This window comes from Iamia sp. SCSIO 61187 (assembly GCF_019443745.1).
In the GTDB taxonomy this organism is placed as follows: Bacteria; Actinomycetota; Acidimicrobiia; order Acidimicrobiales; family Iamiaceae; genus Iamia.
In genome coordinates, this window is sequence record NZ_CP050948.1 from 86,601 (window position 1) to 109,815 (window position 23,215).

Here is a 23,215-nt window from a genome sequence, read left to right on the forward strand (position 1 = left end):
TGGCCGAGGAACGAGGCCTCCGGCTCTGTGGAGACCCTCAGCGTCGAGCGCAGCGAGCACCTCCAGCTCGAGGAACGGAGCGAAGCGAGTGACGAGAGATCAGAACGCCGAGTAGCCGCCGTCGAGGAGGAGGGTGTCGGCGGTGTGGAACGCGCTGGCCGGGCTGGCGAGGTAGACGGCGACGGCGCCGAAGTCGTCGGGGAGGCCCCAGCGGCCCACCGGCATGCGGGGCAGCACCTTCTCCCGGAACCGGTCCCACGTCAGGACGGGCTCGGCCATCGGCGTCATCGTCCACCCCGGCAGCACCGCGTTGGCCCGGATGTCGTGACGGGCCAGCTCGATGGCGATGGCCTTGATCATCGAGATCAGCCCGCCCTTCGACGCCGCGTAGGACTGCCCGCGCGGCTGGCCGTGGATGGCGGCCAGGCTGGCGATGCCCACCAGGCTGCCCCCGTCGCCCTGGGCGACCATCGGCTTGGCCGCCTCCCGCAGGGTGAGGAAGGCGCCTTCGACGTTGGTGCGCTGCACCCGCCGGAACTCCTCCAGCGACGTCTCCAGGAACGGTGTGCCGCCCCCGCCGACGCCGGCGTTGGCGATGCAGGTGTCGACCCGGCCGAAGGTCTCGAGCGTGCGGGCCATGGCGGCCTCGACGGCGCCCTCGTCGGTGACGTCGACCGAGAGGCCGAGCGTGCGCCGCCCGAGCGCGGCCAGGTCGGCGGCGGCCCGCTCGACCAGCTCGGGCCGCCGACCCCAGAGGCACACGTCGCTGCCCGCCTGGGCCAGGGCGGTGGCCATCGACAAGCCGATCCCCGACCCCCCTCCGGTGATCACCGCGACCTGGCCGGTCAGGTCGAAGGGGTTGGCGAGGGCGGAGGTGTCGGTCACCGGGCCAGCGTGCCCCATCGGCGGGTCGCCCGGCGTCAGCGGCGGTAGAGCTCCTCGATCTCGGCGGCGAAGGTGGCGTGGATGCCCCGGCGCTTGAGCTTGGACGTCGGGGTCAGGAGCTCGGAGTCGGCCATCCACTCGGCGCCCAGCACCTTGACCTTCTTGACCCGCTCGGCGTTGTTGAACGGGGCCATGACCTGCTGCAGGCCCTCGTCGATGGCGGCCTTCACGTCGGGGTGCTCGGCCAGCTCGTCCATGGAGAGGCCCTCGAGGCCGCGCTGCTTGGCCCACACCGGTGCCTCGTCGGGGTCGAGGACCACGAGGGCCGAGACGAACGGCCGCTGGTCGCCGATGGCGCAGGCCTGGCCCACCAGCGGGATGGACTTGAGGGCGGCCTCCAGGTTGGCGGGGCTGATGTTCTTGCCCCCGGCGGTGATGATCAGCTCCTTCTTGCGATCGACGATCTTGAAGTAGCCGTCGTCGTCGAGCTCGCCGATGTCACCGGAGTGCAGCCAGCCGTCGGCGTCGAGGGTCTCGGCCGTCTTCTCGGGGTCGTTCAGGTAGCCCTGGAACACCAGCCCGCCGCGGCAGACGATCTCGCCGTCGTCGCCCAGCGCCACCTCCAAGCCCGGCACGGCGGGACCCACCGACCCGGGCCGCACCCGGTAGGGCGCCCAGCACATCGGCCCCGAGTTCTCGCTCATGCCGTAGATCTCCGACATGGGGACGCCGATGGCCCGGTACCAGGCCAGCAGGTCGGCGGGGATCGGAGCGGCGCCGCTGATGGCCAGCTCCAGGGCGTCGAAGCCGAGCAGCTGGCGGATGCCCTGGAAGGCGACCTGGTCGAGGAAGTCCCACGTGGCCCGGTCCTCGTCGGTGGCGGTGCCCCACGCCATGCGCTCGGCGATGGGCTTGGCCGCCTCGACCGCCTCGGCGAACTGCCGGCCCTTCTCGGCGTCGGCCGACAGGGCGGCGGTCACCCGGGCGTTGATCTTCTCCCACACCCGGGGCACCCCGAACATGAGCTGGGGCCGGACCTCCCGGGCGTAGTCGCCGATGAGGGCGGGGTCGGGGCAGCAGGAGATCTCGTAGCCCAGCATCATCATCGAGTAGTGGCTCGTCACCCGCTCGGCGATGTGCGCCATGGGCAGGTACGACACGAGCCGCCAGCCGGTGCTGTCGTCGGCCTCGATGGCGATCCGCAGGCTCTCGCCCGCCCACACCACGTTGCCGTGGGTGAGCATCACGCCCTTGGGCGGCCCGGTGGTGCCCGACGTGTAGATGATCGTCACCAGGTCGTCGGGGGTGCCGACGGCGACGGCCTCGTCGAGGTCGACGGGGTCGTGGGCGACGAGGTCGGCGAAGCCGATGGTGGCGTCGGTGCCCTCCGGGCGGACGGCGGCGAGCGTGGCCAGGTGCGGGAGCTGGTCGCGGACGGGGGCGAACCGGTCGGCGAAGCTGGCGTCCTCGACGATGGCGAGCTTCGCCTCGCAGTGGCCGACCAGGTAGGCGATCTGGTCCGGGGACGACGAGTTGTAGATCGAGATCGGTGTGGCCCCGACGAGGAGGGCGGCGAGGTCGAGGACGTGGAACTCCGGGCAGTTCCGCATCATGAGCACGACCCGGTCGCCGCGGCCGATGCCGGCGGCGGTGAGCCCGGCGGCGGCCCGGCAGGCCAGGTCGGCGACCTCGGCGAAGGTCCACTCCCGCCACTCCTCGCCCTCCTTCCACCGGACGGCGCACCGGTCGGGGATGCGGGCGACGGTGTCGCGGAAGTAGGTCGGGGCGGTCTTGCCGGCGACCGCGGCGTCGACGTCGGTGCTGGTGGTCATGTCAGTGGGGCTCCCCCGTGTGACGGACGCCAACCCTCGCACAGTTGCGGCAGGTGCTGCCGGCCGGACGTGCCCTCCGCCACCAGGTTGCGGCTCCCCCGGGCCGCGGAGCACACTTGACCGAGCGGTCTAGTCCCGCTCCTGCCCACCGAATCCCGAGGTCCCACCATGCCCACCGCAGTGATCGTCGACGCCGTCCGGACCCCGGGCGGCAAGCGCAACGGCAAGCTCTCGGGCTGGCACCCGGCCGACCTGCTCGCCGAGGTCCTCAAGGCCGTCGCCGACCGCAACAGCCTCGACCCCGCCCTCGTCGACGACGTGATCACCGGCTGCGTCATGCAGGCCGGCAACCAGGCCCTCAACATCGGCCGCAACGCCGTCCTCGCCGCCGGGTGGCCCGAGTCGGTCCCGGCCACCACCGTCGACCGCCAGTGCGGCTCGTCGCAGCAGTCGATGCACTTCGCCGCCCAGGGCGTCATCGCCGGCGCCTACGACATCGCCGTCGCCGCCGGCGTCGAGGTCATGTCCACCACCCCCATGGGCGCCTCGGTCACCCCCGGGAGCTTCCCCTTCGGCCCCAAGGCCATGGCCCGCTACGCCGAGTCCGAGTACTTCGGCTACAAGGGCCTCATCCCCCAGGGCGTGTCGGCCGAGGTCATCGCCGACAAGTGGGGCCTCACCCGCGAGGACCTCGACGCCTTCGGCCTGCGCAGCCAGCAGAACGCCGCCCGCGCCCGCGACGAGGGCCGCTTCGACAACGAGCTCATCACCGTCAAGGCCATGCCCCGCGACAAGGAGACCGGCGAGCTCATCGAGACCGACGAGATCGTCACCGCCGACGAGGGCATCCGCGACTCCTCGATGGAGAGCCTCGGCAAGCTGAAGCCCGCCTTCGTCCCCGAGGAGAACGGCGGCAAGGTCACCGCCGCCAACAGCTCGCAGATCACCGACGGCGCCTCCGCCGTGCTGATCATGAGCGAGGAGAAGGCCAAGGAGCTCGGCCTCACCCCCCGCGCCCGGTTCCACACCTTCGCCCTCGCCGGCGTCGATCCCGTCACCATGCTGACCGGCCCCATCCCCTCGACGGCCAAGGCCCTCGAGAAGAGCGGCCTGTCGATCGACGACATCGACCTGTTCGAGGTCAACGAGGCCTTCGCCTCGGTCGTGCTCGCCTGGCAGAAGGAGCACAACCCCGACCCCGAGAAGGTCAACGTCAACGGTGGCGCCATCGCCCTGGGCCACCCGCTCGGGGCCTCGGGCGCCAAGCTGATGGCCACCATGCTCAACGAGCTCGAGCGCACCGGCGGCCGCTACGGCCTCCAGACGATGTGCGAGGGCGGCGGGCTCGCCAACGCCACCATCATCGAGCGCCTCGGCTAGTCGCGGTAGGTGGTTGGTGCCGGACCGGGGTGGCCTCGTGGCCGCTCCGGTTCGGTGCTCGCCATGGCTCCGGGCGTGGTCGGCTCGCTGCGCTCGCGTCCGGATCGCCCTCCGCTGCTGCGCTCCGCTTCCGGTGCGGCCACGAGGCCTTCTCTGACCTCACCGTGGTGCCGTGCCTCGGGGGGGGGTGATGGGGTGACGTTGGCGTCGTGAGGTGCGTGTGCGTGGGGGGTGCTGCTGTGATCTCGTCGCCGGTCGCCCTGGTCGCGCGTCGGGCACGGATGGTGCCAGGCACCATCCGTGGCCCGCGTCGACCGGGGGGGTTGGCGGGTGGGCTCGTAGGCTTGGGGGCGTATGTGGGACGTCGTCCGGATCGTGATCGCGCTCGTCGTGGCGCTGCTGATCGTGCGGATGGGGATCGCCCTGCTCTCGGGCATGACCCGGCCCGTGCCGGAGCCGCCGCCGCCGGGCGAGCTGCGGAAGGTGAAGCTGCTCTACCGCTGCTCGACGTGCGGGACCGAGGTGCGGATGACCTCGGCGGTGCACACCGAGCCGGAGGCCCCCCGCCACTGCATGGACGAGATGGACCTGATGACCCCGGTCGAGGACCTCTGACCGATCACCCGGACCCCGGTTGTCCCCAGGTGTGGACAACCCTGGGGAGGGTCACACCGTTGTAACTCTCACGTTACTTTCGTCACACCGAGTGGACGCCGTCCCGCCACCGTCACGGAGCGTGGGTCGCCCCTGGTCGCAGCGCCCGACGGCGCCGGTCAGCGGTACTGCGTGGCCGTCAGGATGCCGCCCAGGATGAGCATCAGCCCGAGCCCCAGCGTCAGCGGCCGCCCGTTCCAGAGGACGTAGGTGAGCAGGATGACCACGCCGCCCAGGCCCAGCAGCACGAACATCAGCGCCGGCACCCAGGCCGGGCTCTCGAGCTGGGTGCGGGGGATGGGGGCGGTGTAGCGGGTCGACTCGGCCGCGGCGGCCGCCTTCTTGGGGTTGCCGCTGCGCGCCGCCGAGGAGCGGGCCGCCTTCGGGTCGACGGCGCCGCCGGTGCGCTTCGAGGGGCGGGCGACCTTCTTCGCCGTGGCCTCCCGCTCTCGGCGGGCCTTGGCCCCGGTCGGGTCGTCGGCGGTGGCCGTCCCGGTGGCGGCCGCGGCCCGCGCCGCGCGCCGGGCCTTGGCGCCGGTGGGGTCGTCGGCCGAGACCGCCGTCGTGGCCGTCCGGGCCGACTCGGCCCCCTTGGCCCCCTTGGCCCCCTTGGCCAGGTTCGGTCGGGCGGCGTCGGCCGCGTCGTCGTCGGCCTCGCCCGTGGCGGCGGCGTCCATGCGGGCCTTGGTCGCGGCTCGGCGGGCGGCCACGTCGGCGCGGGGGTCGGGGCGGCGCCGGCCGGGCGTGCGCTTGGTGGTGGTCACCGCCGCCGACCGGTCGGTGTCGGTGGCGTCATCGGTGGTGGTGGGCGCGTCGCCGGGGGCGTCGTCGGTCGCCTCGTCCGCGGCAGCGTCGGCGGCCTCGACGTCGGCACCCTCGTCGGCGCTGGCGTCGTCGTCTGTCGGATCGGCCATGGCGGTCGAGACTAGGCGCGCACCGCCCGGCGGCCCCAGCAGCCGTCCCCGATCTCGTGGGTCCGACGACCGGTCCCCCGGTAGCCTCCGGGGCCCATGGCGCCCGCACCCGGACCACACGTCCTCGTCGTCGACAACTACGACAGCTTCGTCTACAACCTCGTCCAGTACCTGGGGGAGCTGGGGGCCGAGCCCGAGGTCGTCCGCAACGACGAGATCACCGTCGACGAGGCCCTCGCCCGGCGGCCCGACGCCGTCCTCGTGTCGCCCGGGCCGGGCACGCCGGCCGATGCCGGCATCTCCAACGACGTCATCCGGGCCTTCACCGCCCAGCGCACCCCCGTCCTCGGCGTGTGCCTCGGGCTGCAGTGCATCGGCGAGGTCTTCGGCGGCACCGTCGTGCGCGCCCCCCAGGTGATGCACGGCAAGACGTCGCTGGTCCGCCACGAGGGCGCGGGCGTCTTCGCCGGGCTGCCCCAGCCGCTCGAGGCCACCCGCTACCACTCGCTGGTCGTCGACCGGGCCACCGTGCCCGCCACCCTCGAGATCACCGCCGAGACCGACGACGGCCTGGTGATGGGGCTCCGCCACCGCGACGCCCCCACCGAGGGGGTGCAGTTCCACCCCGAGTCGATCCTGACCGTCGCCGGCCACGACCTCCTGCGCACCTTCCTCGCCGCGGCCACGCCCGCCCCCGCCGCCGGCTGACCGCCGAAGCGGGCCTCAGGGCCCGGGAAGCGTGGTCGTGGTGGTGGTCGTCGTCGTGGTGGTCGTGCTGGTGGTGGTCGGCGTCTCGGGCGGGGGCTCGGTCGTCTCGGGCGGGGGCTCGGTCGTCTCGGGCGGGGGCTCGGTGGTGGTGGGCGGCGGGGCCGTGGTCGGCGGCGGCGGCTCGGTCGTCGTGGTCGGGGGGACGCCGGTGGACACCGTCAGGGTGATGTTCGAGTCGACGGCGACCGTGCTCCCGCCCGTCGGGCTCTGGGCCAGGACCTCGTTGAGGGGCGCCTCGTCGGCGCGGGTGCGCTGGGTGATCCGGGCCTGGTCGAAGCCGGCTTCGACCAGCACCATCACCGCCTCGTCGAAGGACAGCCCCACCACGGGGGGCACCGCCGCCTGGGCGGCGTCGGGGGGGCCGCTCGACACCACCAGGCTCACGGTGGTGCCGGCCTCGGCTTCCTCCCCCCCGGCCGGGTCCTGGCTGATGACCGATCCCTCGGGCACCGACTCGTCGGGCTGGCGCTGGGGGACCATGCCCACCTCGAACCCGGCGTCGGTCAGCGCCTCCTGGGCGTCGGCGAGCGGCTGCCCGGTGACGTCGGGGACCTCGGCCGTGTTCTCCTCGCCGATGCCGAGGGTCTCGGCGAACAGCCACAGCAGACCGGCGAGCACGCCGAGCAGCAGGAGCAGGAGCAGGACGAACCACCCGGTGCGCGACCGGCGGGCCTGCTCGGGGGCGGGACCGGTGGGCTCGGGCGGTCGGGTGGGGCCGACGACGGTGCCGGTCCCCGTGCCGGTGGTGGCGGCGGGTGCCGGCGTGGGGACGCCGACCACCGTGGCCCCGTCGACGGGGTCGGGTCCGCCGGCGGCGACGACCGCCCCGGCCGCGACGGCACCCGCGGCGGCGCCGACCGCCGGGGCCCGGACCTTCTGGCCCTCGGTGAAGCGCCGGAGGTCGGCGCGGAGGGCGTCGGCGTCGGGGTAGCGGTCGTCGGGCGCCTTGGCCAGGAGGCGCATGGTGATGGCGTCGTAGCCGGCGGGGACGTCGGGGTGCTGCTCGCGCAGCGGGGGCGGGGGCTCCTGGACGTGCTTGTAGGCGACGGCGATCGGGCTGTCGGCCACGAAGGGCGGCTTCCCGTGGGCCATCTCGTACATGACGATGCCCAGCGAGTAGAGGTCGCTGCGCTGGTCGACGTTGTGGCCCTGGGCCTGCTCGGGGCTGAAGTAGGTGGCGGTCCCCATGACCGAGCCGGTCTGGGTCAGGTTGTCCTCGGCCGAGGCGTGCATGGCCCGGGCGATGCCGAAGTCGGCGACCTTCACGTGGCCGCCGTTGGTGATCATGATGTTGCCGGGCTTGATGTCGCGGTGGACGACGCCGTTGCGGTGGGCGAACCCGAGGGCGGCGGCCACGTCGGCGGCGATGCCGGCGGCCGTCTTGGCCGGCGGCGTGCCCTGGGTGCGGAGGATCTCCGACAGGCTGCGGCCGTCGATGAACTCCATGACGATGTAGTAGGTCCCACCCTCCTGGCCCCAGTCGTACACGCCGACGATGTTGGGGTGGTTGAGGTTGGCCGCGGCCTGGGCCTCCCGGCGGAACCGGGCGACGAAGGCGGGGTCGCTGGCGAACTCGGGGAACAGGACCTTGACCGCGACCGGCCGGGCCAGGAGGAGGTCCTTGGCCAGGAAGACGTCGGCCATCCCGCCCCGGGCGACCCGGCGCTGGACCTCGTAGCGGCCGTTGTAGGTGGGGCGGTCGTCGTCAGCGCTCATGCGATCGATCCACAGTACGAGCCATCAGGACGCGACGTGCCAGGCACGTCGCGTCCAGTGCGGTGGGCGGTCGAGGGCGGAGTGGCGGTCATCGGTCGCCCCGCTCCTGGAGGACGGCCTCCATGACGGCCCGGGCGATGGGGGCCGCCACGGTGCCGCCGGTCTGCTCGCTGGCGCCGTCCTGGCCCTCGACGATGACCGCCACCGCGACCTCGGACTCGCCGCCCGGGGGGCCGGCGAAGCCGATGATCCAGGCGTGCGACCGGGGGGGATCGGTGCCCAGCTGGGCGGTGCCGGTCTTGCCGCCGACCTCCATGCCGGGGATGAGCAGCCCGCTGGCGGTGCCCTGCTCGGCGGTGGCGATCATCCCGCGGCGCACGATCTCGGCGGCCTCGGCCGAGGCGGCCCGGCGCCACTCGGTCTCCTCGTAGGCCCGGACCTCCTCGCCGTCCTGGTCGGTGATGCGGGCCATCACGTGGGGCGTCATGACCGCCCCCCGGTTGGCCAGACCGGCGGCGACCAGCGCCATCTGGAGGGGGCTGGCCTGCACGTCGCCCTGGCCGATGGCGGCCCGGGCGAGGGGGCCGTTGCCCTGGTCGGTGGGGAAGGTCTCGGGGATCACCGACACCGCCGGGTTCGGCATGTCGATGGGGATCTCCGAGTTGAAGCCGAAGCCCTCGGCCGCCCCGGCCAGGTTGGCCGACCCCAGGTCGACGCCCATCTGGGCGAAGGCGGTGTTGCACGACTCCTGGAGGATCGGGAACAGGCTGCCGCCGCAGGTCGCGCCGCCGAAGTTTCCCAGGTCGTTGTCGGTGAAGTCGATGTCGAAGGTCTGCTGCTGCGGGTACACCGGCTCGGTCTCGGAGACCACGTTGCGCTCGACGGCTCCGGTGGCGGTGACGACCTTGAACGTCGAGCCCGGGAAGAAGATCTCCTGGTAGGCCCGGAAGAGGAGCGGGTTCTCCGGGTCGGCGTCGAGGAAGCGCTTGATGTCGGTGGAGGTCCGGTCGTTGGTCGACAGCGGGCCCGGGTCGAAGGACGGGAAGCTGACCATGGCGTCGATCGCCCCGGTGCGGGGGTCGAGGGCCACGACCGACCCCTCCCGCCCACCGAGCTGCTCGGTGGCGATCCGCTGGACGGCCGCCGACAAGGTGAGCTCGACGTTGCCGAAGCGCTCCCGCTCGTCGAACAGGTCCGACAGGCGCTGGAGGTCCAGCTCCGGGTTCGAGCCCGACAGGTCCTCGTCGTAGCTGGCCTCGACCCCGGTGAGGCCCAGGTTGAAGCTGTAGTAGCCGGTGACCGGCCCGAACAGCTCCCCCTCGGGGTAGAGGCGGCGGAAGGCGAAGCCCTCGCCCTGGGCCTCGGAGGTGGCGAGCACGACTCCGTCGGCGCTCAGGATGTCGCCCCGCGGCTGGTTGAACTGGCGCTGCTCCTGGCGGCTGTTGCCGGGGCGGTCGTTGATCGAGTCGGCCGCCCAGAACTGGATGTAGTTCAGCTGGGCGAAGAGGATCCCGAAGCACACGGCCAGGGCGATGCCCAGCTTCTTGATCTGGCGGTCCATCGTCATCGCCGTCGCCTCCCGGCCCGCGTCACGGCGCGCCCACGGGGATGGCCGAGCGGCGGGCCCGGCGTTGGGCCCGCACGTTGGCGTCGTCGGACAGCCGCACGAGCAGGGCGAGCAGGACGTAGTTGGCCAACAGGGCCGAGCCGCCGAAGGAGACGAACGGGAGCACCACGCCGGTGAGGGGCAGGACCCGGGTGACGCCGCCCAGGATGATGAACGCCTGGATGCCCATGAGGGCGGTCAGGCCGGTGGCGAGCAGCTTCTCGAACGAGCCGGTCTGGCTGATGGCGACCCGCAGGCCGGAGCCGACGAGGAGCAGGAAGGCGACGAGGATGGCGGTGGTGCCGAGCAGGCCCAGCTCCTCGCCGATGATGGCGAAGATGAAGTCGTTCTCGGCCTCCGGGACCCGGTTGCCGAGACCCAGGCCGAGGCCCCGGCCGGCGATGCCGCCGTCGGCCATGGCGTACCAGCCCTGCAGGATCTGGAAGCCGCCGCCGTCGGCGTCGGAGTAGGGGTCGAACCAGTTCGTCACGCGCAGCTGGACGTGGGCGAAGAGGAGCCACGACACGAAGGCGCCCAGCCCGAAGAGCCCGAAGCCGACGAGCAGGTAGCGGGCCCGGCCGGTCGACACCCACAGCATCACCATGAAGAGGCTGAAGAAGAGCAGGGCGGTGCCGAGGTCGCGCTCGGCCATGATGACGACCAGGGCGATGCCCCAGGCCACCAGCACCGGTCCCAGGTGCTTGGGGTCGGGCAGGATGGGTCGGCTCTTGGGCCACGAGGCCAGGGCGAGCAGCTCGCGCTTCTCGACCAGGTACCCGGCGAAGAAGATGGCCAGGCACAGCTTGGCCACCTCGCCGGGCTGGAAGGTCAGCGGGCCCAGCTGGATCCAGATGCGTGCTCCCTTGACCTGCAGCCCGAGGATGGGCAGCAGCGGGATCATGATCAGCACGATGGCGGCGAGGAGGGCGCTGTAGCGGTAGCGCTCGAGGTCGCGGGGGCGCTTGACGAAGAACAGGGTGGCGACGAAGGCGAGGATGCCGACCGCCGTCCACAGCGCCTGGCGGGACGCCAGGTCCTGGTCGAGCCGGGCGATGAAGACGTAGCCGATCCCGTTGAGCAGCCCGGCCAGGGGGAGCAGGGTGCCGTCGGCCCCGGGGGCGAGGCGGCGCACGGCGATGTGGGCGACGACGAAGAGGGCGACGACGACGGCGAGGAAGGGCCCGACGTTCGCCGGGACCGAGGCGGTGCGGCCCAGGCTGGCGAGGGCGTAGGCGCCGCCGAAGACGGCGACCCCCATGAGAAGGAGGGTGAGCTCGGCGTTGCGCCGCAGCCGCTCGATCACCGGGTCGGTCCTCCGCCGACGCTCACGGCGCCGTCGTGGTGGTGGGTCCGGAGTTGGGGATCTCCGAGCCGGTGGTCGAGGAGTCGGCCTCGGTGGTCGTGGTGGTCGGCTCCTCCTCCGGCTCCTCCCGGACCTGGCCGCTGTTGACCCGCGAGAGGGCGTCGTCGACCGAGTCGAACTCCCGCTCGGCCCGCACGTCGTCGACGACCTCGTCCTCGAGGTCGTCGAGGGTCAGGTCGGTCCGCTCCTCGATCGACGGGTCGAAGATCAAGAAGCCGCCGGGCGTGCCGCGGTAGACGACGACCTCGTCGCCGTCGGTGCCGAGGAAGACGGTGCGGTTGGCGTACCAGGAGAGGCCGAGGTAGGCCGCGCCCGCGATGCCGGCGAGGACGATGAGCGCGACGAGGGCGGTGACGACCTTGTGGCGCCCGCCGGCGTGGTCGAGGTCGTCGTAGAGGTCGGTGGTGGAGCGGCCGAAGGGGAGGTCGGCGTCGGAGGGCCGATCGTCGTCGTCCTCCTCGCCACCCGGGAACCCGGGGTCGGGCGGGGTCGGGAAGGTCCCCTCCGCCGGCGGGGCGGCGGGGGCCTCGGGCGCAGGTGGCGGGGGAGGGGGTGGGGGTGGGGGCGGGCCCAGCCCGGGATCGGTCGGCGGGGCCCCGGGCGGTGGTGCGGCCGTGGACGGGGCCTCGGCGACCTCGGTGACGTCCTCGTCGGCGGCGACGGCCGGCATCTCGCGCGTCGGCGCCAGGTCGGCGTCGTCGGGGACCGTGCCGGTCTCACCGGCGACGGCCACCGCGGCGGCGGCCCGCTCGGCCCGGCCGCCGTCGTCGACGACGTCGGCCACGACGCAGGTGATGTTGTCGCGGCCGCCGCCGGCGTTGGCCAGCCGGACCAGCTCGGTGGCGATGGCGTCGGGGTCGTCGCCCTCGGACAGGACCGCGATGAGGGTGGCCCGGTCGACCTCGTTGAACAGGCCGTCGCTGCAGAGCAGGAAGCGGTCGCCCTTGAGCGGCACCACCGCCCCGGTGTCGACCTCGACGTCCTGGTCGATGCCCAGGGCGCGGGTGAGGATGTTGCGCTGCGGGTGGACCGCAGCCTCCTCGTCGCTGAGCTGGCCCCCCCGGCGCAGGTCCTCGACCAGGCTGTGGTCGCGGCTGAGCTGGTGGAGCTCCTCGTCGCGCAGGAGGTAGACCCGGGAGTCGCCCACGTTGACCCAGGCGACCTCCTCGTCGTCGGTGCCCTGGTTGACCAGGGCGATGGCCACCAGCGTCGTGCCCATGCCCCGCAGCTCGGCCGAGTCGGCGGCGCGGGAGAAGATGCGCCGGTTGGCCTCCTTCACCGCCTCGACCACCGACGGCGTGGTGGGGTCGGTGATGATGGCCTCGAGGGTCTCGACGGCGATGGCCGAGGCCACCTCGCCGCCCTGGTGGCCGCCCATCCCGTCGGCGACGGCGTAGACGCCGACGCCGTCGGACACCAGCTTGGAGTCCTGGTTGTTGGACCGGACCTGGCCGACGTCGCTGGCCGACCCGACGCGGAACGTGGTCATCGAGGCTCCTGGGGCTGGATGGGGCGGAGGCCGGGCGTCACCCGAGCTCCAGGACGGTGTTGCCGATCTGCACCTGGTCGCCGCGCTGCACCGCGACCGCAGCGGTGACCCGGGACCGGTTGACGAAGGTGCCGTTGGTCGAGCCCAGGTCCTCGACCCAGGTCTGGCCGTCGCGGCTGAAGATCCGGGCGTGGATCTGGGAGGCGAAGGTGTCCTCGGGGATGGCGACCTGGCACCCGCCGGCACGGCCCAGCGTCATCTCCGCGGCCAGGGGGAAGACCCGGCCCCGCTGGTCGGCCGGTTCGAGCACGGTGAGCTGGGTGGGGATCTTCCTCGCCTGGCGCTTGGACAGGTTCGGCGGGGCCGCCGCCACGGGCGGCGCGTAGCCGCCCCCCGCCGCCGGTGCCCGCTCCAGGGCGCGGGGCGGGTTGAGCTCGACCCACACGGCCCGCAGCACCCGGAAGAAGAACAGGTAGAGCAGGGCCAACAAGACGAACTTGAGGATGGTGAGAAGCTCGTCGGACATGACGTCGGGGAGGTTACCGGTCCCCCCTCAGCGGGACGGTCCCGCGCAGGGGTGGGCACTCCCCGGGACCGGGCCGAGCGCCGACCCTCAGCTGGCCTCGAACCAGATCCGGGTGTTGCCGAAGCTGATCTCGTTGCCGTCCTCGAGGGGCTGGATCGACACCCGGATGCCGTCGACGCGCGACCCGTTGGTGGACCCGAGGTCGACCAGCACCCACCCCGACCCCGCCGGGCGGATCTCGGCGTGGTTGCGGCTCACGTTGGGGTCCGACAAGACGATGGTCGACTCGGCCCGCCGGCCGATGGTGATCACGCTCTCGCCCAGCGGGATGCGGTCGCCGGTGGGCAGGACCAGCGACCCGGCCCCGGCCCCGCCCTTGCCCTCGCGCAGGCGACCGTTGACCTGGCAGGTCCCCGCCCGCAGGTCGCTGGGCTCGAAGCTGACCTCGACGGGGCCGAGGAAGGAGTAGGCCTCCTCCCGGGCGTGCTCGCGGGCGGCGTCGGCCAGCTCGCGCTGCAGGCTGTCGGCGATCTCGGCGAAGGCGGCGTGGTCCTCGACGCTCAGGTACACGATGAACGAGTTGGGCACGACGGTGCGGCCCCGCACGTCGATCGACCGTCCGGTGTCCATCTCCCGGATCAGGCGGCGGCCGATCTCCACCGGTCGCAGACCCGAGCGGAACACGCGCGAGAAGGTGCCCTCGACGGCTTGCTCCAGCCGACGTTCGAACCCCTTCAAGCTCATCGGTCGCCAAAGATACCGGGGAGGCCCACCCGCCGAGGAAGCACCGGGGTGGGAGGCGCCACCGTCCGCCGCAGCGGACCGGGGCTGGTCGGGCGGTGGAAGATGGGTCCGTGCAACCCGTCTGGAGCGCCCCGGAGGCGCCGCCCCCGCCGCCCGCGCCGGCGGCGGCGGTCGGGCGCACCGCCGCCGAGCCGGTGGCCGAGGGCGAGCGGCGGGTCACCGTCGATGCCCTCCGCGCCGTGGCCCTGCTGGGGATCGTGCTCGTCAACGTGGCCGCCTACCGCCGGGGTGCCTTCGTGAGCCTGTCCGCCGCCGGGGGCGAGGTCGCCGGCGAGGTGTCGCCGCTGACCGTCGTGCTGGCGGCCCTGGCCGAGGGCCGCTTCTACCCGCTGTTCTCGTTCCTCTTCGGCTGGGGGTTCGCCGTTCAGGACGCCCGCAGCCGGGCCCGGGGCCGGTCGGTCACCGGGCCCTGGCTGCGCCGGTGCGCCGTGCTGCTCGTGCTCGGCGTGCTGCACGCCACCTTCCTCTTCGACGGCGACATCCTCGTGGCCTACGCCGTGATCGGCGTGCCGCTGCTGCTGGTCCGGCGGGTGCCGCCCGGGTGGTTGGCCGGCATCGGGGCGACGCTCGTGCTGCTCCAGTCGCTCTTCACGACCGGACTGGTGTCGCTGTCCGCGGCCGTGGCCCTCGAGGCCGAGAGCGCCGGGAGCATCGCCGAGGTCCGGGCCGACGAGCAGGCCCACCTGGTCTCCGAGGCCGTCGTCTACGCCCGGGGCTCGTTCCTCGACGTCGCCCGCGAGCGGGCCGACGATCTGGTGGTCGACGAGCTGCTGGGGTTCTTCACCGTGGGCGGGACGGTGGCCGGGATGATGCTGCTGGGCATGGCCGCGGCCCGAGTGGGGTGGGTCGACCCCCGCCGCTGGCCCCGGTGGCTGCGCGCCGCCATGGTGCCGGCCTGGGCGATCGGGCTGGCGCTGTCGGTCCCGACGGCCTGGCTGGGCGGGCGGATCGCCCTGGGCACCGACGACCCCGGCGAGGCCGCCCTGCACTGGATCGGCTACTCGCTCCTCGGCCCCGCCGTCGCCCTCGGGTGGGCCGGGGTGATCGTGCTGAGCTCCCGCACGCCGCTCGGCGGCCGCGTGCTCGGCGCCATCGCCCCCGCCGGACGGATGTCGCTGACCATCTACCTGACCCAGTCGCTCGTGGCGTCGCTCGTGTTCAACGGCTACGGCGTGGGCGTGGGCGAGAACGTCGGCATCGGCGTGGCCGTGGCCATGGCGGTCGGGCTGTGGGTGGTCCAGGTCGCCCTCGCGGTCCTGTGGTTCCGGGTCTTCGCCATTGGCCCGCTCGAGGCCGTGACCCGCGCCGCGGCCTATCTCCGCTGGCCGGGTCTGCGCCGCCGGGGCTAACGTCGGCCGCTCCACTCGGGCGAGTGGCGGAATTGGCAGACGCGCTGGATTCAGGTTCCAGTGTCCGAAAGGACGTGGGGGTTCAAGTCCCCCCTCGCCCACTCCCACCCGGACTTCAGTCCATCGAGAGGGTCTCGGCGCCGAAGCGCCGGGACCTTCTGCGCTGGGACATCGTGCCGACCCGCGGCCGGGTGTCAAGGACCGCGCCGGGGGTGGTGGCGCCACAGCCGACGGACCGGGCGCGGGGATTGCCGCCCGGTCGGTCGATCAGACGGTCCCGGCCATGTCCCCAACCGGAACCCTCCACCAACGCCATCAGACCAACGAGGTCCGGCGCCGGCTCGGCAAGATCGGCAGCGGTGCCTTCTCGCCGGCCGGCCCGGCCCGGGCGCCGCTGCGTCTCGCCCACCCCACTGCCCCGGCACCGACGGCGTTCCCGCTGGGTGCGCAGACCCGCACCGTCGACCCCTCAGGTCGCCTCAAGCTCAACAGCGACCCGCGCCTCGGGGAGGTGCTCGGCTGGGAGCCCGGGGTCCTCGACGTGGTCATCGTCGACGGCTGGGCCGTGCTCCGTCAGCTCGGCTCGGGCATCGGGGTGAAGAGCCCCCGCTACTCCTCGGAGGCCTCCTACGTCCGATCCAGCGCCGGCGTCGAACGCATCACCCTCAAGCCCGCCCACATCGAGCACCTGGTCCGCGGGACCGACCGGCACCTGCTCGTTGCTGCAGCCCCGTCCTCCGGCGCGCTGATCGTCGTCGACCCGGGCGTCTGTCTCGCGGGCGCCCCCGGGGTCGTGCGCCACTCGCTCACCTCCGAGACCTCCCGTGACCCCAAGGACCAGCCGTGAACCCCACCGACCCTGAGGTCGTCAAGACCGCGGCGCAGTTCGGCCTCTCGCCCGAGGAGTTCATCGCCCGCCTCGCCACCCCAGCGACGACCGATGCCCCACTGGTGGCGGACCACATCGACGACCACCTCCGTTCCATGACCCGCAACAGCCGACGGACCTACCGGACGCACCTGTGGCGTCTGCGCGATGGGACCGGCCCGTTCTGCGATCAGCAGTGCGAGCCCTGCCTGCAGCGCTGGTCGGGGCCTGCGTGCAGCTGCCCCACGGAGTGCGACGTCTGCGACGACGGCGCCGGGGACCCCAGCTGCGCTTGCCACGACCCTTGCGGCGCATGCGTGGCTCGCCGGGCGGACTTCACCTGCCGCTGCACCTGTCGCCCGTGCCTCGACAGCCGCATCTCGCTCGCCCCCCGGGCTCAGATGCGCGTCGGTCCCTCGGTCTACGACCGGTCGGCCATCGAAGCCCTCGCCTCCATCGCCAAGCGTCACGCAGCCAAGGAGGGGATCGTCGAGAACCGGGTCCGCGCCGGAAAGGGCCTCGCGCAGAAGGCTGCCGAGGGCACAGGTGCCCAGGAGACCGCCGTCTCCGCGTGCCGGGCCCTGTTCAGGTCGGCGCTCAGGTGGACCGACGGCTACGACGGACACGACGTCGCCAAGCCCCGCCGACCCGGCAATGAACGGCGGCCGCTCCAGGACTTCGAGCTCCTCGAGCTCGCCCACGAGACCGCCGTCGGCGGCGACGACCCTTCCTTGGACTCCCTCCTGTTGGACTACGGGATCGCCACGGGCGCCCGGCGCCTGGGCGCCTACGGGTTGACCTGCGGACAGCTCCACGACGCCCGCCAGATCATCGAGCTGAAGGACAAGTACGGCCGACCCCAGGGCGCCCCGGTCTCGGCCGAGCTGATCACCCGCCTCCGGGACCACAGCATCTCCCGCCGAGGATCGGTCTGTGACCCCTCCTCGCCCGACTACCTGCCCGACGCGCCGGTGTTCTACTACCGCACACGCGACGGAGTCCGACCGGTTCGCTCGCGCCGGTTCGACACGCTCCACAAGCGTTGGCAGAGGACGCTGGCGTGGGCCAACGAGGAACAGGTCGGCTACCACCACATCCGCCACTCGATGTCGATGGTGCTCAAGTCCCAGTACGGGCCCCAGTACTCCAAGCGATACCTGCGCCACGCCGACGGCGACGTGACCGAGCTCTACGGCGCCTGCACCCTCGAGGAGCTCGCTCGTGCGATGTCGGACCTGTTGGAGTTCGACCACCCCCTCGTCCATGGCATCGAGGACCGCCGGGCCGCGACGCGGCGCCGGCTCGGCTACGACCTGTAGCCGGCGGAAAGCCGCAGCGACACGGTGACGACGAATGGGGACCTGGCTGCCGGGACGTTGGTCGTGACTGCAGGTGCCGAAGTAGCCAGCGGTTGGCTGCTGGCACCAGCGATCGATGCGCCAGGAAGCGGATTCCGCGGCGGACTTCCGAGATCACGCAGCTCCTCGGCCCGTGGTCGCCTGGCCGCGGTGTTGCACCAGCCAGTGTGCCCGAACTGCCCCGCGGCGGCTGCTGGCGTGCGCGCGGTTGAACCTCGCCTTGCGGGCACCAGCACGGGACTCGACGTGTGCAGCTCCAGCCGCTCCGGCGCGCTCGAGCGCTTTTGTCCAAAAGCGCTCTGATCCAAGCGCGGTGAAGAGACGCGTCTCTTGGGTCAAGAAGAAGGATGCAAAAGCGGACGCGCTTTTGTCTGGGGTCATCAACACAAAAGAGCCCAGGAAAAGAGAATGTGACCCGACCACTTAGGACCGCTCTTTTGAGCCAAAGAGATCGGCATAACACCAGGTCACAGCCCTGATCGACGGGGCCGATGATTCTTCGTATTTACCCCTTGACGGCATCATCAGTTTAGGGTCAAATGCCTCACGTCAACCCGGCGAACACCCTTGGAATCACCAAAGGAAAGGGAACATGGACATGAAGATCATCCCCCTCACCAACCGAGGTCGAGCCCTGGTCCTGGTCGACGGAGCGAACCTCCGCGGCCACCTCCAGAGCGCCGCCTACCCCCGCATCGACGGCTACGCCTTCGCCGCGTGGTGCCAGCAGTTCGGCCGCCCCACCATCACCTGGTTCCAGGGCGCCTACCCCGGTACGGCCGGGTTCTTCGCCCACCTGCGGGCGGCCGGCATCGAGGTCGTCACGAAGGCCGTCAAGCACCTGCCCGGCGGCGCCCGCAAGGCCGACATGGACATGGAGATCGGCTCGGCCGCCCTCCGCCGCGCCCACCACTTCTCCACCGTCGTTCTCGTGACCGCCGACGGCGACTTCGCCTGCATCGTCCGCGACCTCCGGGCCATGGGCGTCGACGTCGTGGTCGTCGCCCCCGAGGGCACCACCGCCCACGAGCTGATCCGGGCCGCCGGCGCCGAGAACGTCCTCGACCTCCACGCCGAGCTGCCCGCCTTCGGCTACGACCCCCGGGCGGCGGCATGAACCCCGTCCCCACCGCCGAGACCGCTGCCCTGCTCGACCTCGAGCGGCGCCTCACCGTGCTTCGCAGCACCGACCGCACCGACCGGGCCGAGTGGATCGAGGCCACGATGATGGCCCTCATCGCCACGCCGTTCCTCTACGAGGTCGATCCGCTCATGCACGACGCCGTGCTCACCTGGGCCGGCTTCGATCTCGACGACGCCGACGACATCCAAGTGGCGGCCAACCTCACGGCCTTCCTCACCAGCGCCGGGTTCATCTCCGTCGCCCCAGACCCCCACCACCTGGCCAGCGGCATCGCCATGCTGGCCGACGAGGACTGCTGCGCCGATGCCCGCGACCGCGGCGCCACCTTCGCCGACACCGACGAGGCCGAGCGCCTCTACCAGCAGGTCACCCGCATCGGTCTCGCCTACATCGCCGCCTACTACGGCATCGACTGGCCCCGCGACCAGGCGGCCTGAGCGGCCCGTCCGGCACCGCCGCTGCCAGCGGACCACGGTAGTGGCGAAGACCTGACTCGTAGCCCCGCGCCACCACGCGACGACCGACCCGTACATGTCCCCGACGCAACGGGCGAACGGATGGGCGGGAACGGGGTCTTGCCTCATCACCGAGGCGTTGTTCGCCGACAGGTTCATGGTTCGCCGGACGGAGAGGACGCGAAGTGAGGCTGAAGAGCACGCTGTGGCACAACACCCGGGCGGCACGGAACCTGGTGAAGGCACTCCGCCAGAACGCAGCCGGCTCCTGCCCCACGTGCGGGCGCGCCGTGGACCCGAAGCCGACGCAGGCTGACCTGGGCGAAGCGACCGCGAACCTGACGGGCTATGGGAGATGGGAGCGGGGCGACGAAGACCTGCGGGCCGACGAGATGGCCCGGGTCGCGATGTCCCTGGCGGTCGGCCCCGGTGAGCTCGCACGGATGGCGAAGCGGGTCGAGCGCGGCGAGGACCCCGCAGCCGTCGCCGATCGCCGCAAGGCGCGGGTCGAGGGGCGGCGCCGAGACGTCAGCGAGTACCCGTGGGCTCGCTGGGAACGCACCGAGTACAGCTGGACCTACAAGCCCCGACGGTGAGCTCGCCGTGAGGCGGTCGTCGGCAGGGGTTGGCCGGAGCGGACGGTCACCACAGCCCCAGACCGGTGTCCTGACTACTGCTGGCACCATCTGACCCGTGCGCCGGGCCGACCAGCGTCGCCGTGATGCGGTGCGACGGGACCGGACCTCGGTCCCGCAGCGCGACCACCTCGTCCCAGGTGTCGGGATCGAGCTCCTCGAGGGCACGAACGCGGTCGCGAACGGTCGGGAGACGTGTGATGCGGGTGATGGCGTCGACAGGGTCCATTGCGGACGCCGTTGGCGGCCGTGCCGAGCGCGCAACCCCTAGCTCGGGTCGACGGTCCCGTCGGTCGGTTCTCCGGATCGGAGCAGGCTGCCGACGCACACGTCCCCGTTGGAGGTGGCGAGCATCTGGCGGCGCCCGGCGCTCGCCCACCGGCGGAGGTACTCGGGGGGGAAGACGACCGTGCTGTTGGCGGGGTCTCGGCGACAGACGGGGCACAGAAGCCCGGAGGGCACCTCAGGGCAGAGGACAGGGACGAGGGCTGGGCCGGCGGCGTTGCGGCGGCAGTGGGGGCAGGTCCGGAGGCTGAAGTGCCGGTCGGCGATCGCGAGCTTGGTGAGCCGCTGGAAGTTCTTGGTGAACAGGGGCGGCCGTCGCTGGCCCCGGGTGGCGTCGGCTCGGCTGGGTCGCCCTTCGTGGGTCAGCTTCACCGCTGCGGTGTAGGGGAGCTGGGCGCGGTCGGCGGCGTCACAGGCGCTCAGCGTCTCGTCGGCGAGGCCGGCGGCGACGAGGACGTCGTGGAGGTCACGGGCTCGTTGCCAGTCGCCGTGGGCCCAGATGGTCCCCGCGACGGTGTCCGGGCTCGTGTACGTGGCCTTGAGGTGGGCACCGAAGGGGGTGGTGGAGCCGGTGACCAGCGCCTCGTAGAGCTCTCGGCGCGTGGCGGCGATGGGGATGTCGAGGATCACCGTGGCGAGCGGGCGAGGTACACCGCGTGACCCGAGCCACGAGCACAGCTCCTTGAACAGCCAGCTCGAGGTGCGACCGGTGCTGTCGGTGCCGCGTATGCGGCCGATGGCCGGGATGGAGTGGCCGTCGAGGAAGAACAGCTGGGCGAGGGTGTCTGTGTCCACCTGCTCGTTGCTCGCTGGATGCCACGCCTGGCCGGGGGTCTCGCGGTGCTTGGCGGCGATGGCGGGGATCGGTGAGGTCTCGATGGGGATGGCGACTGCGGTTCCGTCCTCGAGGGCGAGGCGCACCTCGCCGACGAGCTTCCATCGGGCGCCTCGGTCGAGGCTGACCATCCGTAGCGTGTCGGCGAAGATCTCGCCGGCGATGGCGTTGAAGATGGGCGGAAGCTTGGCGGGGCCTCGCCGCAGGGCTGCGATCAGCATCTCGATGTCGATCGAGTCGAACTCGCCTGTGTCGCCTGCTGCCCGGCTGGCTGGGACCTCGGTGCCGCTGAGGGACTCGAGCCGCATGCGGGCCTCCGCGACTCTCGTCCGGGCGACCTCCACGTCTGCGTCGAAGGCGTCCCGGAGCTTGGCGATGGTGTTGCCGTCGCGGAACGTCTCCTTGACCATGAGGGTGTTCTCGGCGTCCTCGAGTGCCTCGGTTGCCGCCGCGAGTTGCTCCGGGTTGACCTCTCGGGGGCCGGCCGGGGCCAGGTGCAGCGGGGCGATCCCGCTTTCGACGCCGGCGATGGCGGCCTCGAGCGCGTCGGCGAGGGCGGAGTGCGTTGGCTCTCCGGACAGTCGGGCGTGGCAGGTGTTGACCGGAGCGGTGGTCTTCCACGCCACGTGCTCATGCCCTTGTATCGCGCAGTCTGCGGGTCGGGACAAGACGTCGTAGTAGTTGCCGCTGGAGAACGTCGCGAGACGCCACTGGCGGTCGTCCTCGATGTACTGGACGACGCTGCTGAGGACGCGCAGGTCCGGTCCGGAGTTGCGACGGCCGCGACGTTGCGGCGTGGTGGCCAGTCGGAGCTGGATGATCTCGTCCCACTCGCCGTCGTCGATCCCCCAGCCGCCGGAGGGCGCCGGCATGGTGGCCTCGGACTCGAGGTAGGTACGACCATCGGCGCCGACCACGGTGATGGCGGTCGAGGGCAGCGCCGCCAGGGCATCGTCGTGGACGACGGTGACGATCTCGTAGGTGCCGTAGCGCCAGGCGTTGATCCACTCGATCTGCAACAGCGACGTTGCCGCAGACGCCGGGTCCTTGAGCCTGTCGAGGGTGGGGGGGTTGGAGGCGTGCTTGGGCGCCCGACTCGTGATGCCGGCGTGCCCGAGGCCCACAGCGATGTCCACCATGTGGTTGGACCGGTCCTTGGCGAGGTCGACCAGGAGCCGAAGGACCCGGGCACCGTGGGGCGTCGGCTCGACCTCCTGCTTGTCGAGCACATGTCGCTGCGACTCGCCCGTCAGAGGGTCGGTGCGGTACTCGCTCCGGTGCCGCCAGGTGAACGGCAGAAGGTTCTCGCCGCCATACCACTTGCCGGCGGATCGGATGGTCCCCTCGATGCCGCCGAGGCGCTCGATGATGTCGCGTCGGTCCTTGGCCGCGACGCCGCACAGCACGTCGAAGAGGAACTGGTCGGTCTTGTCCAACAAGTTCTGGGTGGTGTTGTTGACGATGAGGGTGGTGCCGGCGGAGCGAAGGCTCGTGCCCACCTGACCCGCCCACCGGGAGTCGCGGATCAGGCGGGTCAGGAGCGGGGTGTGGAGCTCGCGGGGTCGCCCGTGCTGGAGAAGCGTGCAGAGCAGCTCGGTGAACGCGTTGCGATCCTCGTCGCCGGCGGCGGTCGAGAGCACGACGTTGGCGGTCGCCGCTGAGTTGAGCACGAACGCGAACAGGGTTCTGCGATCAGGGCTCGGGATGAGATAGCCGAGCAGGGCCGTGCCGGTGCCCCCGGGCACGTGGCGGCGCTCGACACGGAACACCCCCAGGGACCGGCGGAGGTCCTCACCCCACGGCATGACGACGTCCATCCCGAGCCCCATGGCCCAGGCCACCGCCGGGTCGTCCTGGTTGCCCAACGACATCTGGCGCATCGCGTCGAAGTTGGCCTTGGAGGTGTCGCTGGTTCGGACCACGAACAGCCGATCGAAGGCCACGCCGGAGATGAACGCTCGGAGCTCGCTGAGGGCGTTGCCCTCGCCGGCGCGGACCCGGCGGGACAGCTTCGCCCGCTGCAGCCGGCGCATCGCCCGGCTCTGCACCCCCATCGTGGGGGAGCCGCTGCCGTCGGGGACCGGGGCAGCGGTGGCGGCCTGGTCGTTCGCTGAGTGGCAGTGCTTGTACTTCCTGGTCGAGCCGCAGGGGCACGGCTCGTTGCGGGCGGGGGTGGTGGTCGCTGGGGTGTCCATGGCCCGGACAGTGCTGAGCCCGCCCTACCGTGCAATCCAGGTGCTCGAAGCCGTTCGGCAGACAAGCGGCCCGGCATCTCTGCTGCGTGCGAGTCGAGAAACGAAGGCTCGCAGGCGAGCCTGCGCCAGCACGCCCGGCGACAACGACACTCCG

The 23,215-nt window shown here is 72.2% G+C and carries 19 protein-coding genes and 1 tRNA gene; 10 read left to right on the forward strand and 10 right to left on the reverse strand.

The features are described from left to right. Positions 1–99 precede the first annotated feature (99 nt). Together HC251_RS00415 and HC251_RS00420 are read right to left on the reverse strand one after the other, a co-directional pair. Complete coding sequence (locus HC251_RS00415) at positions 100–885, reverse strand: SDR family NAD(P)-dependent oxidoreductase (RefSeq protein ID WP_219943357.1); 786 nt, start codon at positions 883–885, stop codon at positions 100–102. A gap of 35 nt (positions 886–920) precedes the next feature. Beyond that, the gene (locus HC251_RS00420; protein ID WP_219943358.1) at positions 921–2,717 is read right to left on the reverse strand and encodes a long-chain fatty acid--CoA ligase; all 1,797 of its coding nucleotides are present in this window, start codon (positions 2,715–2,717) and stop codon (positions 921–923) included. A 168-nt stretch (positions 2,718–2,885) separates the two neighbouring features. Here HC251_RS00420 and HC251_RS00425 point away from each other — a divergent pair, with 168 nt between their 5' ends. Both HC251_RS00425 and HC251_RS00430 read left to right on the forward strand, forming a co-directional pair. Next, positions 2,886–4,097: an acetyl-CoA C-acyltransferase gene (locus tag HC251_RS00425; protein WP_219943359.1), complete on the forward strand. Its 1,212-nt coding sequence runs from the start codon at positions 2,886–2,888 to the stop codon at positions 4,095–4,097. 354 nt (positions 4,098–4,451) lie between these two features. Then, entirely contained in the window at positions 4,452–4,712 is a 261-nt protein-coding gene (locus HC251_RS00430; protein WP_219943360.1) for a hypothetical protein, read from the forward strand. 158 nt (positions 4,713–4,870) lie between these two features. Here the strand turns inward: HC251_RS00430 and HC251_RS00435 are convergent, their stop codons facing one another. Next, positions 4,871–5,665: a hypothetical protein gene (locus HC251_RS00435; protein WP_219943361.1), complete on the reverse strand. Its 795-nt coding sequence runs from the start codon at positions 5,663–5,665 to the stop codon at positions 4,871–4,873. A gap of 96 nt (positions 5,666–5,761) precedes the next feature. Between HC251_RS00435 and HC251_RS00440 the strand changes: the two genes are divergently transcribed. Continuing rightward, positions 5,762–6,373 (forward strand): aminodeoxychorismate/anthranilate synthase component II, encoded by a 612-nt coding sequence (locus HC251_RS00440; RefSeq protein ID WP_219943362.1) that lies wholly within the window; start codon positions 5,762–5,764, stop codon positions 6,371–6,373. Positions 6,374–6,388: 15 nt separating this feature from the next. Here the strand turns inward: HC251_RS00440 and pknB are convergent, their stop codons facing one another. The 6 genes from pknB to HC251_RS00470 all read right to left on the reverse strand — a co-directional run bounded on the left by pknB (position 6,389) and on the right by HC251_RS00470 (position 13,877). Then, positions 6,389–8,149, reverse strand: a complete 1,761-nt coding sequence (pknB, locus tag HC251_RS00445; RefSeq protein ID WP_219943363.1) for a Stk1 family PASTA domain-containing Ser/Thr kinase — start codon at positions 8,147–8,149, stop codon at positions 6,389–6,391. 88 nt (positions 8,150–8,237) lie between these two features. Next, positions 8,238–9,716 (reverse strand): penicillin-binding protein 2, encoded by a 1,479-nt coding sequence (locus HC251_RS00450; protein ID WP_219943364.1) that lies wholly within the window; start codon positions 9,714–9,716, stop codon positions 8,238–8,240. A gap of 22 nt (positions 9,717–9,738) precedes the next feature. Continuing rightward, positions 9,739–11,058, reverse strand: coding sequence for an FtsW/RodA/SpoVE family cell cycle protein (locus tag HC251_RS00455; RefSeq protein WP_219943365.1), 1,320 nt, complete (start codon positions 11,056–11,058; stop codon positions 9,739–9,741). Between the two features lie 22 nt (positions 11,059–11,080). Continuing rightward, on the reverse strand, positions 11,081–12,607 hold the full coding sequence (locus HC251_RS00460) for a Stp1/IreP family PP2C-type Ser/Thr phosphatase (RefSeq protein ID WP_219943366.1): 1,527 nt from the start codon (positions 12,605–12,607) through the stop codon (positions 11,081–11,083). A gap of 37 nt (positions 12,608–12,644) precedes the next feature. After that, positions 12,645–13,133, reverse strand: coding sequence for an FHA domain-containing protein (locus tag HC251_RS00465; protein WP_219943367.1), 489 nt, complete (start codon positions 13,131–13,133; stop codon positions 12,645–12,647). 87 nt (positions 13,134–13,220) lie between these two features. Further along, positions 13,221–13,877 carry a DUF3662 and FHA domain-containing protein gene (locus HC251_RS00470; RefSeq protein WP_219943368.1) on the reverse strand — a complete coding sequence of 219 codons (657 nt, stop codon included), beginning with the start codon at positions 13,875–13,877 and terminating at the stop codon, positions 13,221–13,223. Positions 13,878–13,987: 110 nt separating this feature from the next. Here HC251_RS00470 and HC251_RS00475 point away from each other — a divergent pair, with 110 nt between their 5' ends. The 7 genes from HC251_RS00475 to HC251_RS00505 all read left to right on the forward strand — a co-directional run bounded on the left by HC251_RS00475 (position 13,988) and on the right by HC251_RS00505 (position 19,707). Further along, the gene (locus tag HC251_RS00475) at positions 13,988–15,286 is read left to right on the forward strand and encodes a DUF418 domain-containing protein (RefSeq protein ID WP_219943369.1); all 1,299 of its coding nucleotides are present in this window, start codon (positions 13,988–13,990) and stop codon (positions 15,284–15,286) included. A gap of 17 nt (positions 15,287–15,303) precedes the next feature. Further along, positions 15,304–15,387: transfer RNA gene (locus HC251_RS00480), tRNA-Leu, on the forward strand. A 182-nt stretch (positions 15,388–15,569) separates the two neighbouring features. Next, the gene (locus HC251_RS00485; RefSeq protein ID WP_219943370.1) at positions 15,570–16,133 is read left to right on the forward strand and encodes a hypothetical protein; all 564 of its coding nucleotides are present in this window, start codon (positions 15,570–15,572) and stop codon (positions 16,131–16,133) included. After that, positions 16,130–17,473 (forward strand): site-specific integrase, encoded by a 1,344-nt coding sequence (locus tag HC251_RS00490; RefSeq protein WP_219943371.1) that lies wholly within the window; start codon positions 16,130–16,132, stop codon positions 17,471–17,473. The genes HC251_RS00485 and HC251_RS00490 overlap by 4 nt, the downstream gene beginning before the upstream one ends. Positions 17,474–18,104: 631 nt before the next feature. After that, a complete protein-coding gene (locus HC251_RS00495; protein WP_219943372.1) occupies positions 18,105–18,629 on the forward strand; it encodes an NYN domain-containing protein in 525 nt (174 codons plus the stop codon). Next, positions 18,626–19,093 (forward strand): hypothetical protein, encoded by a 468-nt coding sequence (locus tag HC251_RS00500; protein WP_219943373.1) that lies wholly within the window; start codon positions 18,626–18,628, stop codon positions 19,091–19,093. Before HC251_RS00495 ends, HC251_RS00500 begins: the two co-directional genes overlap by 4 nt. Before the next feature lie 203 nt (positions 19,094–19,296). Continuing rightward, entirely contained in the window at positions 19,297–19,707 is a 411-nt protein-coding gene (locus HC251_RS00505; RefSeq protein ID WP_219943374.1) for a flavodoxin-dependent (E)-4-hydroxy-3-methylbut-2-enyl-diphosphate synthase, read from the forward strand. Between the two features lie 306 nt (positions 19,708–20,013). Here the strand turns inward: HC251_RS00505 and HC251_RS00510 are convergent, their stop codons facing one another. Next, the gene (locus HC251_RS00510) at positions 20,014–23,061 is read right to left on the reverse strand and encodes a YecA family protein (protein WP_219943375.1); all 3,048 of its coding nucleotides are present in this window, start codon (positions 23,059–23,061) and stop codon (positions 20,014–20,016) included. Between the last annotated feature and the right edge of the window lie 154 nt (positions 23,062–23,215).

Coding starts and splice junctions, on each gene's coding strand:
- HC251_RS00420 (WP_219943358.1), bottom strand. CDS start 2,717: ATGACCACCAGCACCGACGTCGACGCCGCGGTCGCCGGCAAGACCGCC.
- HC251_RS00425 (WP_219943359.1), top strand. CDS start 2,886: ATGCCCACCGCAGTGATCGTCGACGCCGTCCGGACCCCGGGCGGCAAG.
- HC251_RS00430 (WP_219943360.1), top strand. CDS start 4,452: ATGTGGGACGTCGTCCGGATCGTGATCGCGCTCGTCGTGGCGCTGCTG.
- HC251_RS00435 (WP_219943361.1), bottom strand. CDS start 5,665: ATGGCCGATCCGACAGACGACGACGCCAGCGCCGACGAGGGTGCCGAC.
- HC251_RS00440 (WP_219943362.1), top strand. CDS start 5,762: ATGGCGCCCGCACCCGGACCACACGTCCTCGTCGTCGACAACTACGAC.
- pknB (WP_219943363.1), bottom strand. CDS start 8,149: ATGAGCGCTGACGACGACCGCCCCACCTACAACGGCCGCTACGAGGTC.
- HC251_RS00450 (WP_219943364.1), bottom strand. CDS start 9,716: ATGACGATGGACCGCCAGATCAAGAAGCTGGGCATCGCCCTGGCCGTG.
- HC251_RS00460 (WP_219943366.1), bottom strand. CDS start 12,607: ATGACCACGTTCCGCGTCGGGTCGGCCAGCGACGTCGGCCAGGTCCGG.
- HC251_RS00465 (WP_219943367.1), bottom strand. CDS start 13,133: ATGTCCGACGAGCTTCTCACCATCCTCAAGTTCGTCTTGTTGGCCCTG.
- HC251_RS00470 (WP_219943368.1), bottom strand. CDS start 13,877: ATGAGCTTGAAGGGGTTCGAACGTCGGCTGGAGCAAGCCGTCGAGGGC.
- HC251_RS00485 (WP_219943370.1), top strand. CDS start 15,570: ATGTCCCCAACCGGAACCCTCCACCAACGCCATCAGACCAACGAGGTC.
- HC251_RS00495 (WP_219943372.1), top strand. CDS start 18,105: ATGGACATGAAGATCATCCCCCTCACCAACCGAGGTCGAGCCCTGGTC.
- HC251_RS00500 (WP_219943373.1), top strand. CDS start 18,626: ATGAACCCCGTCCCCACCGCCGAGACCGCTGCCCTGCTCGACCTCGAG.
- HC251_RS00510 (WP_219943375.1), bottom strand. CDS start 23,061: ATGGACACCCCAGCGACCACCACCCCCGCCCGCAACGAGCCGTGCCCC.